Below are 17,659 nucleotides of genomic sequence, written 5' to 3' on the forward strand. Positions count from 1 at the left end.
GAGAATAATACTAATGAAATCATTGGAGATGTATTTATCTATGGTGATGATATAAATTTATCAAATATTAGACTTTTCTCGGAAAAAAATGGGGGAAAACAAGGAATAATAGATATTGAAGGTAATAATATCACCTTGGAAAATGTAGTTTTTCATGGAGGGAATAGCAAAAATGGAAAGATATCTAGTATTTCTATTAAAGGTAATAATATAAATATTTTAAATGAAACAAGCTTAAATGTGTCTCCTCAGGTTATAGGAGTAATGGGAGGAAATATCAATATTGAGGCTACAAATTCAATTATGCTCGCTGATTCAATACTATCTAATTCATCAGGTGGGTTTAGTAAAGGGGACAACGGAAATATATTTATCAAAGCAATGCTATTTACTATGGACAATATTGCGCAAATTCGTAGCTATAGTTCATTAGGTAATTATGGAGGAAATATTACTATTGATGCTGATAATATTGAAATATTTAATGGACAAATTCTAGCTGCAACCATCATAGGAGGACAAATAGGTGGAGACATAAATCTATTAGGAAAAAATATTTACTTGGGAAAAAAAGGGTTTATACAAAATGGTTCAGTATCTTCAGATAATGCGGGGTTAACAAAAATAGAAGCAAAGAATAGCTTAATCATTGATGGTGGATTTATTTTTGGAGGTACTAGGGATTTATTAGGGTCAAAACAAACATCTTTAGGGGCTGCAGGCAATATTTTTATCCAAGCTTCACAGTTCAATATGAAAAATTTTGCTACAGTTGAAAGTAGTACATACACAGATGGTCGTGCTGGGATTATCAGTATTATAGCTAATGATATTAAAATGTCTAATCACTCAAAAATTACAGTTCATACCGAAGGTTCACAAGGAAATGCAGGTTCTATCCATATTGAAACACAATATTTAGATATAACAGGAAATAATATAAGCAACCCTGATTTTATAGGAGAAAACAATGCTTTTCAAAGGATTATTAATAATAAAATACCTAATTCAAAAGAACCTACAGGTATTTTTGCATACTCATCAAATAAAGAAGAAATAGCTGGAAAAGCTGGAAATATTAATATTAACGCTGAACGTGTTACGCTAAATACAAAAGCATATATATCAACGTCTGCTCAAAACTCAAAAGGTGGAAATGTTTATATAAATACAGATAATTTAGTGTTGTTACGTGATAGTGGCATTATTACGGATGTTGAAGGAGAAACCACTTCAGGTGGCAATGTTACCATTGAAAACCCTGAGTTTGTTATTATGGATAATAGTCAAATTATCACTCGTGCTCAACAAGGATTTGGTGGTGATATTCGAATCAATGCAAATCAATTCCTTCTTTCTAATCAAGAGTTAACTATCAATTCAAACAATGGTCAAAATATCCTCAATGCCGCCTCCAATGTTGTTGAACGCTCTGGTACAGTTGTGACTCCTCAAATCACTGAAGATGTTACTAAACAACTACTTGCTCTACCTGATACCTTGGGGCAACGCCTGCTGAGCCGTAATTGTTTAACCCGCAATGTTGAAGCAGAAGGCAGTTTTAAAATTGGCAATTTAGCGCATTATGCAGTACCACCGACACAATTCCATTTAGCAAATAATTCACTTTCTGCTTGTCTTGTCAAAAAACAGCCAAAATCTAGTATTTATCCAAATCAACAAGAGTTATTTATAGAAAATAATTAGTGTTTAAATGAAAAAAGGAGAAAAAATCTTGCGTTTAAAAATATTACTACTTTCACTTTGCTTTATAAACTTTTCAGTTTTTGCGGAAAATGCAGAGTTACCAGAGAAAATAAAAGACATTTCGGGAATACGAGCAGATAGTGATGCACCTGCATGGAATATTGATGTAGAAAATGACATGCGTTATTGTTATAGAACTGTAGCAGATTTAGTGTTTTGGCGTAGTTCTGAAGATCAAACCACAATGCTAACGATTGAAGCGCAGCAAACAGATGTCACTAAAAAATATCGTTGGTTAGCAGATAGCGGACAAACCGTAGACTGGTTTAAATCACTGCCAATTGTTGAGCAAGAAACCTATTTTATTATGATGGGTGAAATAATTGAGCATCAACTTGTCTTGCATCAAACTTCTGGTGATCTTCAGCACATGGAAAAATTGGGCTGTACCCGTCAAGTCAAATTACTGAAAAAATGATAACAACTCGTCTTCTATTCTTTTTGTTACTTATCACATCCTATGTCAATGTTTCAGCAGAAAATATGGGATGTGCTTCTTCTCAATTTGTGCAACAACTTGATGATCTAAAACAGCAAATAAACAGCTTGCAACAAAATTCGATTGATTATTTGCATAATATTATTCAACAAGCCACATTGCAGCGCATAACATTAAATCTCAGCATTGCAAAATCTCAAATTGAGGAAATAGAGTCTTTTGTCGAAAAATCAGGTGATACCGAGTTACAAGCTCATTTCTATAATGAATATGCCAATATTTTAATCAATCAACAAGATTATAGTGCAAGTTTAAAAAAATATAATTTAGCTAAGCAGGCTATATTCAAAGAAAAGTTACTTTTATTGCCAATTCAAGTTAATATTGCACAAAATTGGGCAGAAATGCTACAAGACGCTTATACAGAATTGTCAGATAAACAAGTTGTGCAAGCATGGCAAACATTACAAGAAACGATACAACTTTTATCACAATCTCAAAATAATGAGAATCATGCTTTAAGCCTACATTTAAGCCAAATTACACAGCAATTTTATCAGTCGCCTTATTTTTCAGCCCAACAAAAAAAACATTTATTTACACAATCCTATCAATTATTAAAAAATATTCAAACCGATGATTTTTATCAAAAAAGTTATGTTGCGGGTTATATGGCACAGCTTTATCAACAGCAAACCCGTTACCAAGAAGCCATTGATTTAACAAAACAAGCCATTCGATTTGCCCAAAAAATTCAAGACAATTATGCACTGTATTTGTGGCAAGACCAATTGGGACAGCTTCGAGAAAAAACACAACAACGTGATTTGGCAATGATTGCTTACCAACAGGCTATTTTTTATTTTAATCAAATTCGGGCAACAGTGTTAACGACCAATCACCAGCCCATAAAAGATAAAAAGTTCTACGAAGCCCAAGGACAGACTTATTTTCGTTTAATACGGCTATTATCACAAAAATCACAATCTATTCAGGATCAAAAGCAAACTCAGTGCTATGTTGCCCAAATGAGCCAATTGTTTGAATTATTTAACCAAGGTGAATTAGAAGAATATTATCAAGATGAATGTTTGGCAGAGCGGCATTTTGCAAAAGTATCAGCCGATTTATTATTACAAAATTGCCAACATGGCACACAATTGTTAGACGAGGCATATCAGGCATTTTTTACAAGTCCACATTTCGATGACACTACTGCAACTTTATATATTTTTAAACTGAATCAGCAACAATTAGGTTTGATTTTACGTCTTGCAAATCAGGTTTTTTTACATACAGTTGATGCGCCTAAATTAGCTAAAGCAAGAAAGGGGTTTATTAGTCAAGTCAAACAATCTGGCAGTCATATCAATAACATTTTTGAGCATGGGCAACAGTTGTATCAGTATTTTATTCAACCGATAAAACAACAACTTGAACAATATAAAATTAATACATTATTATTTGTGTCTCATGATCGATTGCGTACCATTCCATTTGCAGCATTACATGATGGTGAGCATTTTTTAGTTGAGGATTATGCAGTGGTTGTTTTACCTTTTATGCCAAAAGAAGCATTTATTGATAAAACGACCAAAAATCATATTTTATTGTCAGCTTTAACTGCGGGAGAAAATGCGCTCACATTTGCAGGTGTAGAGGTTAATGCGATTCATCAGCACTATGAGCATTATCATATTTTAGATGGAAAGGCGTTTACCCGACAGGATTTGTTAAATGAGACACAGAAAATGCCGTATTCAGTGATTCATCTTGCAACGCATGGTAAGTTTGGCAATCAGGTCAATCAAAGTTATTTACAGACCTATGGTCAGCATATTTTCATGGATGATTTGAAAAATATTAATATGATGAATAGTTTTAAGGATAGTCCAATTGAGTTGCTCACCTTAAGTGCGTGTGAAACCAGCGTAAATAGCAGTCAAGCGGCTTTAGGGTTTTCAGGGATTGCGATTCAGGCGGGAGCTAAAACAGCATTGGGAAGTTTGTGGCAAGTGAGTGATTTATCTACCTGTTATTTGATGGAAAGTTTTTATGAGAATGTACAAAAAATGCCTAAAGCACAAGCATTACAACAAGCACAAATAGAATTATTAACAGGTAACATTAAGCCAAATAGTTACTGTTTTGAACAAGATTCACCTAAAGGCTATCAAAGTCCCTATTATTGGGCAGGTTTTCAGTTGGTGGGGTATTGGAGATAAAAAATGTGAACCTCTGTCATAACAATGCTGTGGATAGTTTTTGCAAGTTATTCAGTATTTCAATAAATTATGAGTGCGGGTATGCATTCTTTAAGTTATTTATTTTACTATATAATTTAGAAAAGTGTCCAAACCATTGTTATAAAAGGTTCACATATTTAAAATATCCGCTTTACTTGAATAAACTTAACTTGACATAAACGCTACCAATTTTTGCCCTAAAATTATCCATATAGTAACCAAATCCAATACTTGTAGGTATGGTTGTGTCTATATCAAAGTTTTGTGATTCTGCATCATAACCTTTGAAAGTAGTGCCTTGAGGCTCAGCCTTACATCCTCCATAATAACTTCTTGTGTTTTTCACCTCTTTTTCGTAAATATCCCCTATAAGTTGCTTAGTAACAGCATCAAACTCACGATATTGAATAGTAAGTTTGTTAACTCTTTGGTGATGTTTAAAGTTATGGCATTTTCCAAATGTGCTACTAGCCCCTGCTTTCCAAGAATGCACTTCAACGCCTAAACCAACCATTACATAATTTCCATCAGGTACAGTAATTTTTACTTCGGAAGCATTATCACCAAATTGCTCTTTCGCACCTAATGTGCCATTAGCATTTAATTTTCTACCTTCACACATTAAGGGATTGATATTAGCACCACCACTTCCTGCTGCAAAACCAGTCAAAACATAATTAGGTGGTAAGTCGCATTTTGTGCCTATTCCAGTGTCACCTATTTTTACTTCATCTATATTTTTAAGTTCAATAGGTTTTGGTGGTTCTAACAGTGATTTGTCATAGTTAATCAAACTACGAAAAGCTTCCTGTTGTTTAAGAACACAATTTTTCAAATCACCAAAACAAACACCAGCCGCAACTCTTAAGATTTCAACATTAACTTGTAAATCTTTTTCCAAATTGCTTAGCACTTGTTTTTCTGGCGTGCTATACATGCTAATGTATTCTTTCGATAAGAATCTTACTTGTTCAAGGTCTTGCAATTGTTGCACATATTCCTGAGCTAAACGAGTTCGTGCCGTTAATATTTTAGGTGTTGTTTCTGATTCTAACTGCGGAAATATACCTATATCTTCATAACGTGAATACATGTAATCCAATGTTGCAGGCGCTGTTTTAACTGTTTCAGTAAATGTACCTTTTGCGTAATCAATAATATCTTGCACTGCTTTATCACAATCAGCTAACGCATTTAAAGAACATGTCAATGCAGGTGCTAACGTACCATCAGCATTAGAACCACCAAGAATGTCGCCTAAAGCAGTGACATCTCCACCAATTTGCAGACCTTCAATGGTCATTCGGGCTGTTTCTTTTAAACGCTCATCAAGAGAACTGGTTGTACGATTTAAATTTCCACTTAATTTTTCAAACCCAAAACTTCCTTCCATTACTTGAGAAAACTCAATTTTGTCTTTCTCAGAAGTAAAGTTAAATGTAATTGCAACATATAAATTTGCACCACGTTCAATCTGAGTAATAAATTTATCACCACAAGTTGTTTTAAATTTACATGAGTCACCTTCTTCGTAAACAGAACGAGCTAAATTATTTAAAACATTATTGGTATCTATAGGAAATTTAGCATTTGGTAAGCGAACATCAAATTTAAATATCATCGAATAAGAAGCTCCACGTTCTTTCTTCGTTAAGGCAAATTTAGTTTCATTTTTAGCACTAAACAATTCTGCTTTAACATCTACAGAATATTGCAGCTTAAACTCTTTGAGTAACTCATTATATGTGAAAATCTTACTTCCATCCAAACTGGCAGAAGCAGTACCTACTTCATAAAATGGCTGGTTAGAGCCTACAAGTAAATTATTTAAACAGCTAATGGGTTTTACTTTATCTCTGTCAGTTTCATAACCTTCACCAAGTCTACCTACTATATTTGGGTCTGGAGAACTTAGGTCTGGTAAGCATTGAGTTGTTCTTTTGCCAACACATGATAAATTATAGTTAACTAATAAATTGTTTGGATCATTTGTAGAAATTTGTAAACTTGCAACACGTTCACCTTTATCAGATGGCTTGCATTGCAGTGTTACTTGTTTTGACTGTTTTGCTGGGATAGTCAAACTGGCTGTTGAAGTTTTAAAATCAGAACTATTCAATCCAGTAAATGAGTAATTATTCAATTCTAAATTACTGTCACCTTCGTTTACAATTGAAATATTTTGTTTAGATGTAGACCCCACTAGAGTTTCAGGAAAAATAAGAGATGAAAGCGGTTTTGGAATTGATGAGAATGAAGATGGTTTTTCATCAGTTGATGGATTTGGAAAAGTTTCAGTATCAGTCGGATCATTTTCAATTGGACATTCAGAAATGGCTTTTGCTGAAACAACAACTTGACCGATACCTGAGCTATTAAGGGGTGTAAGCATTGCTGTATAAGGACCTTGAGGCAACCTTTTATTTTGCTTGACTTTATTCTTATTTTCTAAATTACTTGCTCGATAAATATCTTTAATTTCAGTAAAATACTGACCATCAGGAAATGTTTGTAAGCTTAAATTAGGTGAAAAATTATTATCAGTAATCTCTTTGATACCTAATCCTTGAACTTCGGTACATTGTTCACCACCTTTAACTTCAACGCCAGCAATCATGGCATCCCGTGCAATAGTTCCAACATAACAACGTGTGCTGATAGAAGCGAGAGTTGCTCCTGTTTCATCAATTTCATTTACATAAACAATAGCAACACCTTCCTGCTCAACTGGACTCACAGTTATTGTGTACCAACCCTCTTGTAATGTTAGAGTAGTAGATAGTGATGATTTTAAGTTTGGGTTATCATCTGTATAAACTAACTCAGCATTAGGAAATGTTTTTACTTCAATACGCGGCAAAAAATTATTTCCAACTATTTGATTAACGTTGTAAGCACCTAAAGCTACAGTTTTAGAACCATTATTCACTTGAAAACCTGCATACATATAGTTTTCTGCATTTGTTTTCACCAAACAACGTGTACTAATACCAGTATATCGTGCGTCAGCTAATGATATTTTGTTAGTCATGACAAATAAACACAGCAAAATAAATAACCCCAATTTCTTGTAAAACATTATTACATACCTCCATAAAATATAGATGTTACTCACAAAAACAAGTTTAGACGCATGTTACTTTAAATGCAACCAAATTTAATTCTAAAGCAACAAAAAAACGCATAGTCATTTGCCAACCATGCGGTACATAAAAAAGGCGTGAAAGTCTTATAAATACAATGAGGCGAGACTGCTATCGTATAAATTCTGCAAAGACTTTCATACTTTCTTAAACTATGCCACATAATGTAGATAGTATATCCAGTATAGAATATCGTTACTTATTGCGCAACAACTGTATTGTAGTAATTCTATTAATAAACCCTTATTATTCAGCATTGGAGAGGGTTTTCAGAAATGGAATAAAAATGCAATCATTTAAAAAACTTATAAGTCAATACATGCAGCAACATAAAATAGGAGATGCTGAACTTGCAGAAAAACTAGGCATACAAAGACAAACTATTTTTCGCTGGCGCAAAGGTACAATTAAATCACCCAATTGTGATTTGGTAAGACAATGTACTGAATTGTTTGAATTATCTGATACGCAACGCTACGAACTACTGACTTCAGCGGGCTTCCCTGATTTACAAGCTGCAATGCCAATCAGTCAAACTAAAACGCCTACAGTTGTCAATGAACAAACTTGTGTACCCGTTGTAACGCGCCCGATTTCACAACCATGCCAATTTTTTGGACAGACCAAATTACTCCAAAGAATCTATGAAGCGTGGAATAAACAAGCGGTGGTCGAACATGTTTCTGTGGTGGGTGAAAGAAGAGCGGGTAAAACCTCATTACTCAATTATTTATATTTCATTCATACAAATGCAAATTCAAAGTTACGTGATACGCAACAAATTTTATCTAAACCTTATCAATGGATATTGCTTGATTTTGAGAATTTAAAAATACAATATCCTAAACATCTGCTGATTGACATGTTAAGACAATTAAATGTCAAAGCAGATACAAACGCAGACTTGATTGATTTGACCATTCAGTTAGAAGAAAACTTGCAACAACCAACTATAATATTAATGGATAACATTGAAAAAGGTTTGCAATCCCAACATTTAGATGCGACGATTTGGGATTATTTGCGGCATCTGGGTGAGCATGGCGCAAGTGGACAAATTGGATTTTGTAGTGCTTCGCGTTATTCTATCGAAGAATTGGAAAGCATTGCCAATGAACAAGGTAAAACTTCACCTTTTTCTAATGTATTTGAAACACTTAATATTAAACCCTTTACCGAATCAGAAACCCAAGAACTTCTCAGTTATGCCCCACGCCAATTAGATGCTGAAGACATCGCTTGGATATGGGAAAAAAGCCAAGGCTGGGCAGTTTTAGTACAAATTTTATGTAAAGTGGCGTTAGACAAACAGGAATACGGTCAACAATGGCAACAAATGGGATTGAAAAAAATCAAATCCTATCAATATTTACTCGACCCTTCGTAAACCAGACGACAGCACAGTTGCATCCAAATCTTTTGATTGCGGCAATGCAGCTGTGGCAATGGCTGTTTTTCACACCGCAACAGTGGGATAAATACATCACACAAATAGATGAACAGCTGTTACCTGATTTTGCACTCAGCGAATTAACAGCAACCCATTGGCAACAATTATCTAAAATCTTAGGCTTGATTTATTTTTGGCTACCGCTGTTTAGTGTCTGCTTTGTTGCATGTTCACTGTTTGTTTTAAATGTCCCGTGGCTACATATTGCCAGAGCCAGCATGTATAGCTTTATCATTGTTTTTATAGGTAATTTGATGCTAGGGTTGATGGTAAGTGTGATCTATGGCTTTGTGATAAGTCATATTATTGGACTGAGCGTCGGTTTGTTTTTTTGCCTTGGTATTTGCGTTTTACCCAATGATGCAACGTTATGGAAACATTTATCAATCAGCAGCAGTTTTTTTGCAATGGCTTATGTGGTTTATCTCTCTACACAATTTTATCAATTTAAACTGAATAGCCCATTCTGGGGAAACGTATTTATTTCAATATTTATCGTCTTGTTCTTAACAGTCGTGTCTGGGGTTTTATGGGTAGGATTTCAAACAATACCTTGGTTATTTAATTTTACAGGTCTCGAAAAAATACATTTACAAATAATAGGTTTATCAATCGTCATTGCAGCCATAACGGCTTTTTTACTACGAAGCTGGCTATGGGCGATCTTGTTTTCTAGTTTACTTGGTTTTTTTATATTTATAGCTGTTAATATTAAAATTACTGAAAATGGTAGTATTATTAATAGTTTTACAGGTAGTTTACTTAATACCGCTATTTTTGTTGCTTGTTATACGCTTTCCTATTTAATGACTTACCATCTTGCTAATCCCAAAGCCGCGACGATTTCAGGTTTGCTTGGTGTGGCTGTGTATTACATTGGTTTTTATCTGTATCACAATCCCAGTGCCTATATGCTTGTTACTTATTGTGGTATTGCCATTTTGTGTGGTTTTTATTTGCCTCAAATGAATCTCGCTCAAACTAAAAAAATACTTATTCAAGGCATTTTATCCATAAATCAATTTATTCATCCTGAAAAACTATATTTACTCTCACATTTGCAAACATGGCGCAATCTGATTCATGACACAGCACAAAAGGTTATGATTGCCACATCGCCTGAACAAAAAGCAGATAATCCTTATATTATTGGCGTGCCATTGAATTTAAATAGCGAATCTATGTTTGTGGGACGGCAAGATATTATTCAAAAAGTAGAGCAATTGTTACAAAACCAGCAGCACGCACCGATTATGCTGTATGGACAACGACGGATTGGTAAAACATCCCTTTTAATTCAATTCAATAACAAACTGCCTGAGCAATATATTCCACTGTTTATCAACTTTCAAAAATTCAGTTTAGTGAAAAGCAGTATCGAATTTTTATATATGTTAGGGCATGAAATTTGCCATTCTGCCAAAAAACACCGAAATATCCAATTTCCTAAGTTAGAGCGTCAACAGCTAGCGTCTGAACCAATGATTACATTTGATAATTGGCTAGATGAATTAGAATCTATTGTGGGGCAAAACACGTTATTTTTAACATTTGATGAATTTGAATCTTTGGAAAACTCATTTAATCGGGGAAAATTAGATCAAGATGAGGTTTTAAGTCTATTACGTACCCTAATTCAGGAACATGACAAAATCAAAGTGCTCATTGCAGGAGCTTATTTATTGGAAGAATTTAGTGGCTGGCAAAATTATCTGGTTAATGTAGAAATGGTTTATTTAGGATATTTAACAAAAAGAGAGGCAGTTCAATTAGCAGGGAAGTCAAATTCAATTCAATATGAACCAGATGCACTACAACATATTTCATATTTAACCCACAACCATCCAGCCTTAATTCAATTAATATGCAAGGAGTTAATCAATCAATTAAACTTCTCACCATCTACACATTTACGACGTAAAGTTAATTTGAACGATATAGAACACGCAGCAAATGAAGCTTTAAAAACAGGACGCGCGTTATTTTCTCATGCAACACACCCAAGTCATTATTCTGATATAGAATTGAAATTATTGAAATTATTAGCTCAAGATCAGGAATGGGTAAGCCGAAATGAAATATTAAAGGCTATCAGTGTTGACGATTTAGATATTGCTCTCACCCGATTACAACAACGACAATTAATTAAAATATCGGCTGATCAACACTATTTTCAATTTGAAATTGAATTAATACGACGCTGGTTTGCATAATTAGCTTGACTTTATTTTATACTAATTTGTACAAAGTGTTAGTGCATTTTTGTAATGTTTCAAAATCGAAAAATCATGACTATGTTTGACTTAAATACAAATAAGATTCATTCTTAATTAAAATTCATATTTCTGCCACTTTTTTTCAATTTTCCTCAATCCTTTTTTACTATTAAGTTTTATTTTTGCTAGAATAAGTATTGCTTATATGCAATTAAGGAGGAGGCCACACCACATGAAAACTGTCATAACAACCTTTATTATCACATCGATGATGATATTTGCACTGCTACTGTCGCCGCTCGCTCGAGCTAATGCGCCAGAGTCAGGCTGTTTAACTTGTCATAATGGCATTGAGGGAATGGGAACACCTGCAATGCAAGCGACCGTAAAAGCCATGTCTACACAACATGGTGACCCCGAAGGCTGTATTTATTGTCACGGCGGTAATCCTGAAGCCACAACAAAAGAAGAAGCACATACAGGTTCACCTGAAAGCTTGATACAAGCAAAAGGCCCTCAAATGTTCTATCCAGACCCCGGTAGTATTTGGGTTAATGAAAACACCTGTGGTCAATCTGCTTGTCACGCGGGTTATGCAAATCGTTTAGAAAAAGCCTTGATGAATACAGAAGCAGGTAAATTACAAGGTAACTTATGGGCATGGGGTTATCAAAAAGACCATAAAACAGTGTGGGGCAATTATGATGTAAAAGATGAAGATGGCAACGTCCCAGCTGTCGGTACAGATGCGTATAAAGATTATATGGTTAAAATGATGGCGGCGCATACTGACCAATTTGCAGACGAATTAAAACAAGTCCCTGATCCTAAAGTAGATGATATTCCAGAAAATCCAAATCATGCAGGTTTAACTTATTCACGTCAAGAATGTCAGCGTTGTCACGTTGGGGTTACAGGTCGTGAAAAACGTGGTGATTTCCGTGGTAGTGGTTGTTCAGCCTGTCACGTACCTTATAGTAATGATGGCTTTTACGAAGGCAACGACCCAAGCATCAACAAAGATCAACCCGGTCATATCTTAACCCACCAAATTCAAGCTACTCGCAAAAATAAAGTTAAAGTCGGCGATATTGAATATTCAGGTATTCCAACTGAAACATGTAACTCTTGTCATAACCGTGGTAAACGGATTGGCGTGAGCTATCAAGGTATTATGGAATTCCCTTATGGCAGTCCTTATGATCCTGAAGGTGGAAAACAACCTAAGTTACATACCAAAAAATACTTATTTATCAAAGATGATTTACATCACCAAGTGAACAGCCGTCCAGAAAATCCACAAGGTGGCATGCTGTGTCAAGATTGTCATACATCGATTGAAATGCATGGTGATGGCAATATTCCTGGAACAACTTTAGCGCAAGTTGAAATTGAATGTACGGATTGTCACGGTACGCCTGACGTTTATCCTTGGGATTTACCATTGGGTTATGGTGAAGAATTTAAACAAGATATTCCTCAAGACCCTCGTGGTTTAGGTGATAAATGGCCTGCATTCATGGCGTTTGCAACATATTATGAGCCAAAAAATGGTTATCTTTTAAGTGCGCGTGGTAATCCATTAGGCAACGTGGTGAAAGATGGCGAAGATGTGATTTTACATTCAGCATCGGGTACGGATTTCAAAGTCCCAATATTGAAGAAAATCAAAGATGATGATAGCTGGCGCAGTCTTGATGGCAAAGTCGCAATGACCAAAGTCGCAAGCCATATGGAAAATATGGAATGTTACGCCTGTCATGCTGACTGGGTGCCTCAATGTTATGGTTGTCACATCACAGTTGATTACTCTGAAGGCAAAACCAGTGTTGACTGGATTCGTAATGCCAATGCACGCGGTGAAGATGGTTTAACGCCTGATGCTGCGTATGACACTGACGGTTTACATGGTCCGGGTAAAGTATCAGAAACCCGTTCATATTTACGTTGGGAAACTCCTATTTTAGGTGTTAACGGTGAAGGTCGTGTCACACCAATGATGCCGGGTTGTCAAGTGATTACAACAGTGATTGATAAAGACGGTAACACAGTTGCACATAACAAGATTTGGGAAACCCCTGAGGGCCCTGGTTTAGATATGGCAGCAGTTCAACCTCATACAGCAGGTCGTCAAGCGCGTACTTGTGAAAGTTGCCATAATAATCCTAAGACTTTAGGCTATGGTATTGAAGATGGACGTTTTAATAAGAAAATGAGTACCCCAATGTACGTGGATTTAGAAACCGCACAGGGTGAAATTATTCCTAGTAAAACTCAAATTCAATCACAAGCAGTACCGGGCTTAGATTGGGACTTAACTCAAATTGTCACTCGTGATGGTAAGCAGCTCGTTTCTAGTGGTTCACACTGGCCATTGACAGGTCCTTTATCTCAAGAACAACGTGAGAAAATGGAGCGCACTGGTGTATGTATGGGTTGCCATAAAGAAATGACTAATGACGAGTTATGGAGCAAAGTGAACTCTGATAAAGTGCTTAATGACCAAGAACATATTGATCGTGTCAATCAGTTATTACGCAAAGCCGCTGGTATGGAAGCAGAAGAAAAAGCCGCTAACGAAGCCGCCGATAAGGCACTCAATGATGCTAAGGCTAACGCTAAATAATTCTGTTTTTAAGTAGATAGTGAAGAACCCCATGAGCTTTGGTTTGTGGGGTTTTTTTATGGATGATTAAAAGGAATGTCGTCAATGTGGTATTAAATAAAAATTGTTCGAAAGAGGCTATTTTATGCCTTAATAGAATAAGTTATCCAATAATAGATAAAGCAATATAAGGTACAAGATTGAAGAGAATATAGAATATTTTGAATAACCCAAGAAAAGCATACATTAATATGTCAAATGTCTCCCTAGGAATCACAAACCATTTGCGTTGGCTTTGATAAACTAATTCTGGAATTAATAAATAAATCGTAATCCAAAATAGTAATAATCCACCATTGATAAGCGTACACCACATAAAAAAGGCTGTTATCGTTTGTAGTTCCATGATGTATTCCTATGGTGATTGATCTGACTATCCACCGCATCAGGGGATAAATACGGTGGAATTTATTATAAATGTAGATTTAAAAGGTAGGCTTAACTTTCTTCAACTTCAGTAGTTGTTGCTTTTTCTTCAATTGCGACTGTTTCTTCAGGTGTAACTTGTTCTACTTCAGAGGTTTTTTCTGTTTCGGCTGGCGCAGATTCAACAGGTGTTGCAGCTTGTTTCAATGTTGAACCAACAATTTTTTCACATGTGCCCGCAGGAACATAAATCCATTCTTCTGGATCGCTATCAGTTTTGGCATTACCTGAACAACTGTGTTTGCTTGTACCACAATCATTTAGGCCTGCTTTCACAATACCTGCACATTTTTCAAATCCTGGTTTACCCGCTAAGGCTTGACCAGAAACAGAACTTAATGCAATGAATAATGCACTGCTTAGAACGGTGTTCATCATTGGTTTCATGACGTATTCTCCATCGTGGTTAAATAAGTTCTAGGTACTAAACTTGAGACAAAAACGCAGCCGTAAATAGCAGCTATCTATAAAGACCTTGGATATAGAAAAATTATTCCCAATTTTTTTAAAATTTCATGAAAGAATAAGAATTAATTGGATTTAGAAAGCATGTTCAATTTATTGAAGCTAAAGAATAGCTCAAATACCATAGAGTAGATTGCAGGATATTTTTAATAAATAGTGATTTGGTTTTATTCCCCAGCTTGGCTGAGGAAATCTTGGATTCAAGCTTGTTAAGTAGCAGATATTGGCGACTTATTTAAAATCGTCCGCATCGGCTCGATGATCTTCATCATAATAATTAACAGTCAGCTCTGTACCTTCAGGTATATCCTTTAATGCAATATTAGTTGGATTCTCTGACGACACATTACAATCAGGGCTGTGGTTCATATACTTTGCATTGTCGATGGGCATACAATAATTATCAGCCCCAAACGGATAAGGTACGGCAACATTATGAATAAATTCTGCGGCGGCTTGTGGTAATTGTTCAATCTGTTCTGCTGTAAAAACAATATCGATCGCAGGGTCAAACGTCCAAACCGCTGTGCCTTTTTTAATAAATTCACCCGCAAAAACCCCGACGCCATGAATCGGGCTGGCAGCTAAATAAGTTTTAACTAATAACATGTTCATCCTCGTCTAAGTATTGTATTTGCGTTGGCAAACCGATTTTGTCTAATAATTTTATAAGTGGGTCTGGATCAAGCTGTTCAACATTCACCATGGTTTTTGCTTCCCATTCGCCTGTTGCAATCAATATGGCTGCGGCAACAGGAGGTACGCCTGCGGTGTAAGAGATTGCTTGCGCTTCAACTTCTGCATAACATTGTTCATGATCGCAAATATTATAAATAAACAGGGTCTTAGGCTGACCTGCTTGTTCGCCTTTGATTAAATTACCAATGCAGGTTTTGCCCGTGTAATTTTCCGCAAGTGAACTTGGCTCTGGTAAACAGGCTTTTAGCACTTTAATTGGGATGACTTCTTGCCCTTCTGCGGTTGTCACAGGGTTAAAGCTGAGCAAACCTAAATTCTTTAATACATTGAAACTGTTTAGATATTGTTCGCCAAATCCCATCCAAAAACGCACGGTATCAACATCTAATAAGCTTGAGAGTGAATGCACTTCATCATGAGACATCAGGTATAAAATATGCTCGCCAACAACAGGTAAGGTTTTGGTAATTGACTTGGAATGGGTTGCTGCTTCTTTCCATTGTCGATTTTCCCAATATCCTGCTGGCGAGTCGACCTCTAATAAATTAATTTCTGGGTCAAAATTAGTGGCAAAGAATTTTCCATGGCTGCCTGCATTGACATCTAAAATATCAATACTTTTGATCTTATCAAACTCATGCTTTAAAGCGTAAGCACAATATGCATTGACCACACCTGGATCAAACCCAATACTGAGAATTGAAGTCAGGCCTTTTTGTTTAAACGCGGCTTTTCTTGCCCATTCATGTTCCTCATACCAATTCCTACAGTATGGTATATAGTCAACAATCCCTTCTATTTCACACACTGAGGTATCAATGTAGTCAACTTCAGCCTGTAAACATGCGTCTATAATCTGTAAGTTAGCAAAAGAGGATGCGACATTAATCACAATTTGGCTATGGGTTGCTTTGATCAGATTAACTGTTGCATCAATTTGCATCACATCAAGCTGTTTTGCATACAATTGTCCTTGTGGATTTTTTAAATTATTTTTTCTGTGAACACTTTCTATAATGCTTTCACACTTAGCTAATGTTCGGGATGCAATGCAAATATCGCCTAAAATATCATTATGCTGGGCACATTTATGGGCAACGACATGTGCAACACCACCTGCACCAATAATCAGTACATTTTTTTTCACCACTGAGAGTCCCTTCTAAGATAAACTATGCTTGAAATCGTTATAAGTGAACTGCTTAACTAAATTAAAACATCCATTTTGTTTTTTAATGACAATAGCAGGCATTTGCACCCCATTAAACCAATTTTTCTTGACCATAGTGTATCCCGCAGCATCTTGCATACGAATCCTATCTCCCACTTTTAGAGGCTTATCGACATGCAAATGCCCAAAAATATCACCTGCTAAACAGGATTTACCTGCAATAGTATATTGATACTGAGCTTGTGCCACATGGCCTTCAACCTCTGCTTCTGCTTGATAAACTAATAAATCCAGCATGTGTGCTTCTATTGAGCTATCAACAATTGCAATATCCACCTCATTGTGCACAATATCCAATACTTGGGTGACTAAACAACCTGTATCGGTAATCACTGCTTCACCGGGTTCTAAATAAACTTGGACATCAAATCGTTGTGCAAATGCTTGTAGTTTCTGACCAAATAAATCCAGCGGATAATCATCTAAGGTAAAATAAACACCACCACCTAGACTGACCCAATCCAGTTTTTCCAGTAGCACCGCATAACGTTCAGCGATCTGATCTAACATATCCGCATACTGAGCAAAGTCCTCATTTTCACAATTGTAATGCAACATGATGCCATTGATTTTATGTGAAATAGCCAATGCTGCATCTATATCAATCACACCTAAACGGGAATGAGTACAAGCGGGATCGGCAATAGCGTAGTCTGAGCAACTTATTTGTGGATTAATCCGTAAACCAATATCAAGCTCCTGCACCTCGCTATAAAATTGAGTAAGCTGAGAAATAGAATTGAAAATAACTTTGTCAGAAATTTTTTTAAGCCCTTGAATATCTTGTTGAGAAAAAGCAACACTATAAGCATGAACTTCACCTTTAAACTGTTCATAACCTAATTGTGCTTCATACAATGAACTGCTGGTTGTGCCATCTAAATAAGGCTGCATCAATTCAAATGTTGACCA

At 35.8% G+C, this 17,659-nt stretch carries 12 protein-coding genes; 6 read left to right on the plus strand and 6 right to left on the minus strand.

The genetic code is table 11. The annotated features are described in order from the left end of the window. From ABXH34_RS11785 to ABXH34_RS11795, 3 genes are all read left to right on the plus strand, one after another. The coding region (locus ABXH34_RS11785; RefSeq protein ID WP_353572085.1) for an autotransporter outer membrane beta-barrel domain-containing protein at positions 1-1,707 on the plus strand (1,707 nt) is incomplete at its 5' end. A gap of 28 nt (positions 1,708-1,735) precedes the next feature. Further along, positions 1,736-2,185: a hypothetical protein gene (locus ABXH34_RS11790; RefSeq protein ID WP_353572086.1), complete on the plus strand. Its 450-nt coding sequence runs from the start codon at positions 1,736-1,738 to the stop codon at positions 2,183-2,185. A gap of 65 nt (positions 2,186-2,250) precedes the next feature. Beyond that, the gene (locus ABXH34_RS11795) at positions 2,251-4,431 is read left to right on the plus strand and encodes a CHAT domain-containing protein (RefSeq protein ID WP_353572087.1); all 2,181 of its coding nucleotides are present in this window, start codon (positions 2,251-2,253) and stop codon (positions 4,429-4,431) included. Positions 4,432-4,603: 172 nt separating this feature from the next. Here ABXH34_RS11795 and ABXH34_RS11800 read toward each other — a convergent pair whose 3' ends face one another. Continuing rightward, complete coding sequence (locus tag ABXH34_RS11800; RefSeq protein ID WP_353572088.1) at positions 4,604-7,531, minus strand: choice-of-anchor D domain-containing protein; 2,928 nt, start codon at positions 7,529-7,531, stop codon at positions 4,604-4,606. A 350-nt stretch (positions 7,532-7,881) separates the two neighbouring features. Between ABXH34_RS11800 and ABXH34_RS11805 the strand changes: the two genes are divergently transcribed. From ABXH34_RS11805 to ABXH34_RS11815, 3 genes are all read left to right on the plus strand, one after another. Beyond that, a complete protein-coding gene (locus ABXH34_RS11805; protein WP_353572089.1) occupies positions 7,882-8,982 on the plus strand; it encodes a hypothetical protein in 1,101 nt (366 codons plus the stop codon). Further along, positions 8,922-11,258 carry an ATP-binding protein gene (locus ABXH34_RS11810; RefSeq protein ID WP_353572090.1) on the plus strand — a complete coding sequence of 779 codons (2,337 nt, stop codon included), beginning with the start codon at positions 8,922-8,924 and terminating at the stop codon, positions 11,256-11,258. The genes ABXH34_RS11805 and ABXH34_RS11810 overlap by 61 nt, the downstream gene beginning before the upstream one ends. Before the next feature lie 235 nt (positions 11,259-11,493). After that, entirely contained in the window at positions 11,494-13,887 is a 2,394-nt protein-coding gene (locus tag ABXH34_RS11815; protein WP_353572091.1) for a hypothetical protein, read from the plus strand. A 142-nt stretch (positions 13,888-14,029) separates the two neighbouring features. On the opposite strand, the gene ABXH34_RS11820 is transcribed toward ABXH34_RS11815, so the two are convergent. From ABXH34_RS11820 to ABXH34_RS11840, 5 genes are all read right to left on the minus strand, one after another. Then, a complete protein-coding gene (locus ABXH34_RS11820; protein ID WP_353572092.1) occupies positions 14,030-14,272 on the minus strand; it encodes a DUF6868 family protein in 243 nt (80 codons plus the stop codon). Positions 14,273-14,364: 92 nt separating this feature from the next. Next, on the minus strand, positions 14,365-14,739 hold the full coding sequence (locus tag ABXH34_RS11825; protein ID WP_353572093.1) for a BufA1 family periplasmic bufferin-type metallophore: 375 nt from the start codon (positions 14,737-14,739) through the stop codon (positions 14,365-14,367). Positions 14,740-15,048: 309 nt separating this feature from the next. Then, a complete protein-coding gene (locus tag ABXH34_RS11830; protein WP_353572094.1) occupies positions 15,049-15,426 on the minus strand; it encodes an SET domain-containing protein in 378 nt (125 codons plus the stop codon). Beyond that, complete coding sequence (locus ABXH34_RS11835; RefSeq protein WP_353572095.1) at positions 15,413-16,666, minus strand: saccharopine dehydrogenase family protein; 1,254 nt, start codon at positions 16,664-16,666, stop codon at positions 15,413-15,415. The genes ABXH34_RS11830 and ABXH34_RS11835 overlap by 14 nt, the downstream gene beginning before the upstream one ends. Positions 16,667-16,678: 12 nt before the next feature. Beyond that, the coding region (locus ABXH34_RS11840) for a type III PLP-dependent enzyme domain-containing protein (protein ID WP_353572096.1) at positions 16,679-17,659 on the minus strand (981 nt) is incomplete at its 5' end.

Origin of the sequence: Candidatus Albibeggiatoa sp. nov. BB20 (assembly GCA_016744725.1) — a bacterium.
Classification (GTDB): domain Bacteria; phylum Pseudomonadota; class Gammaproteobacteria; order Beggiatoales; family Beggiatoaceae; genus Albibeggiatoa.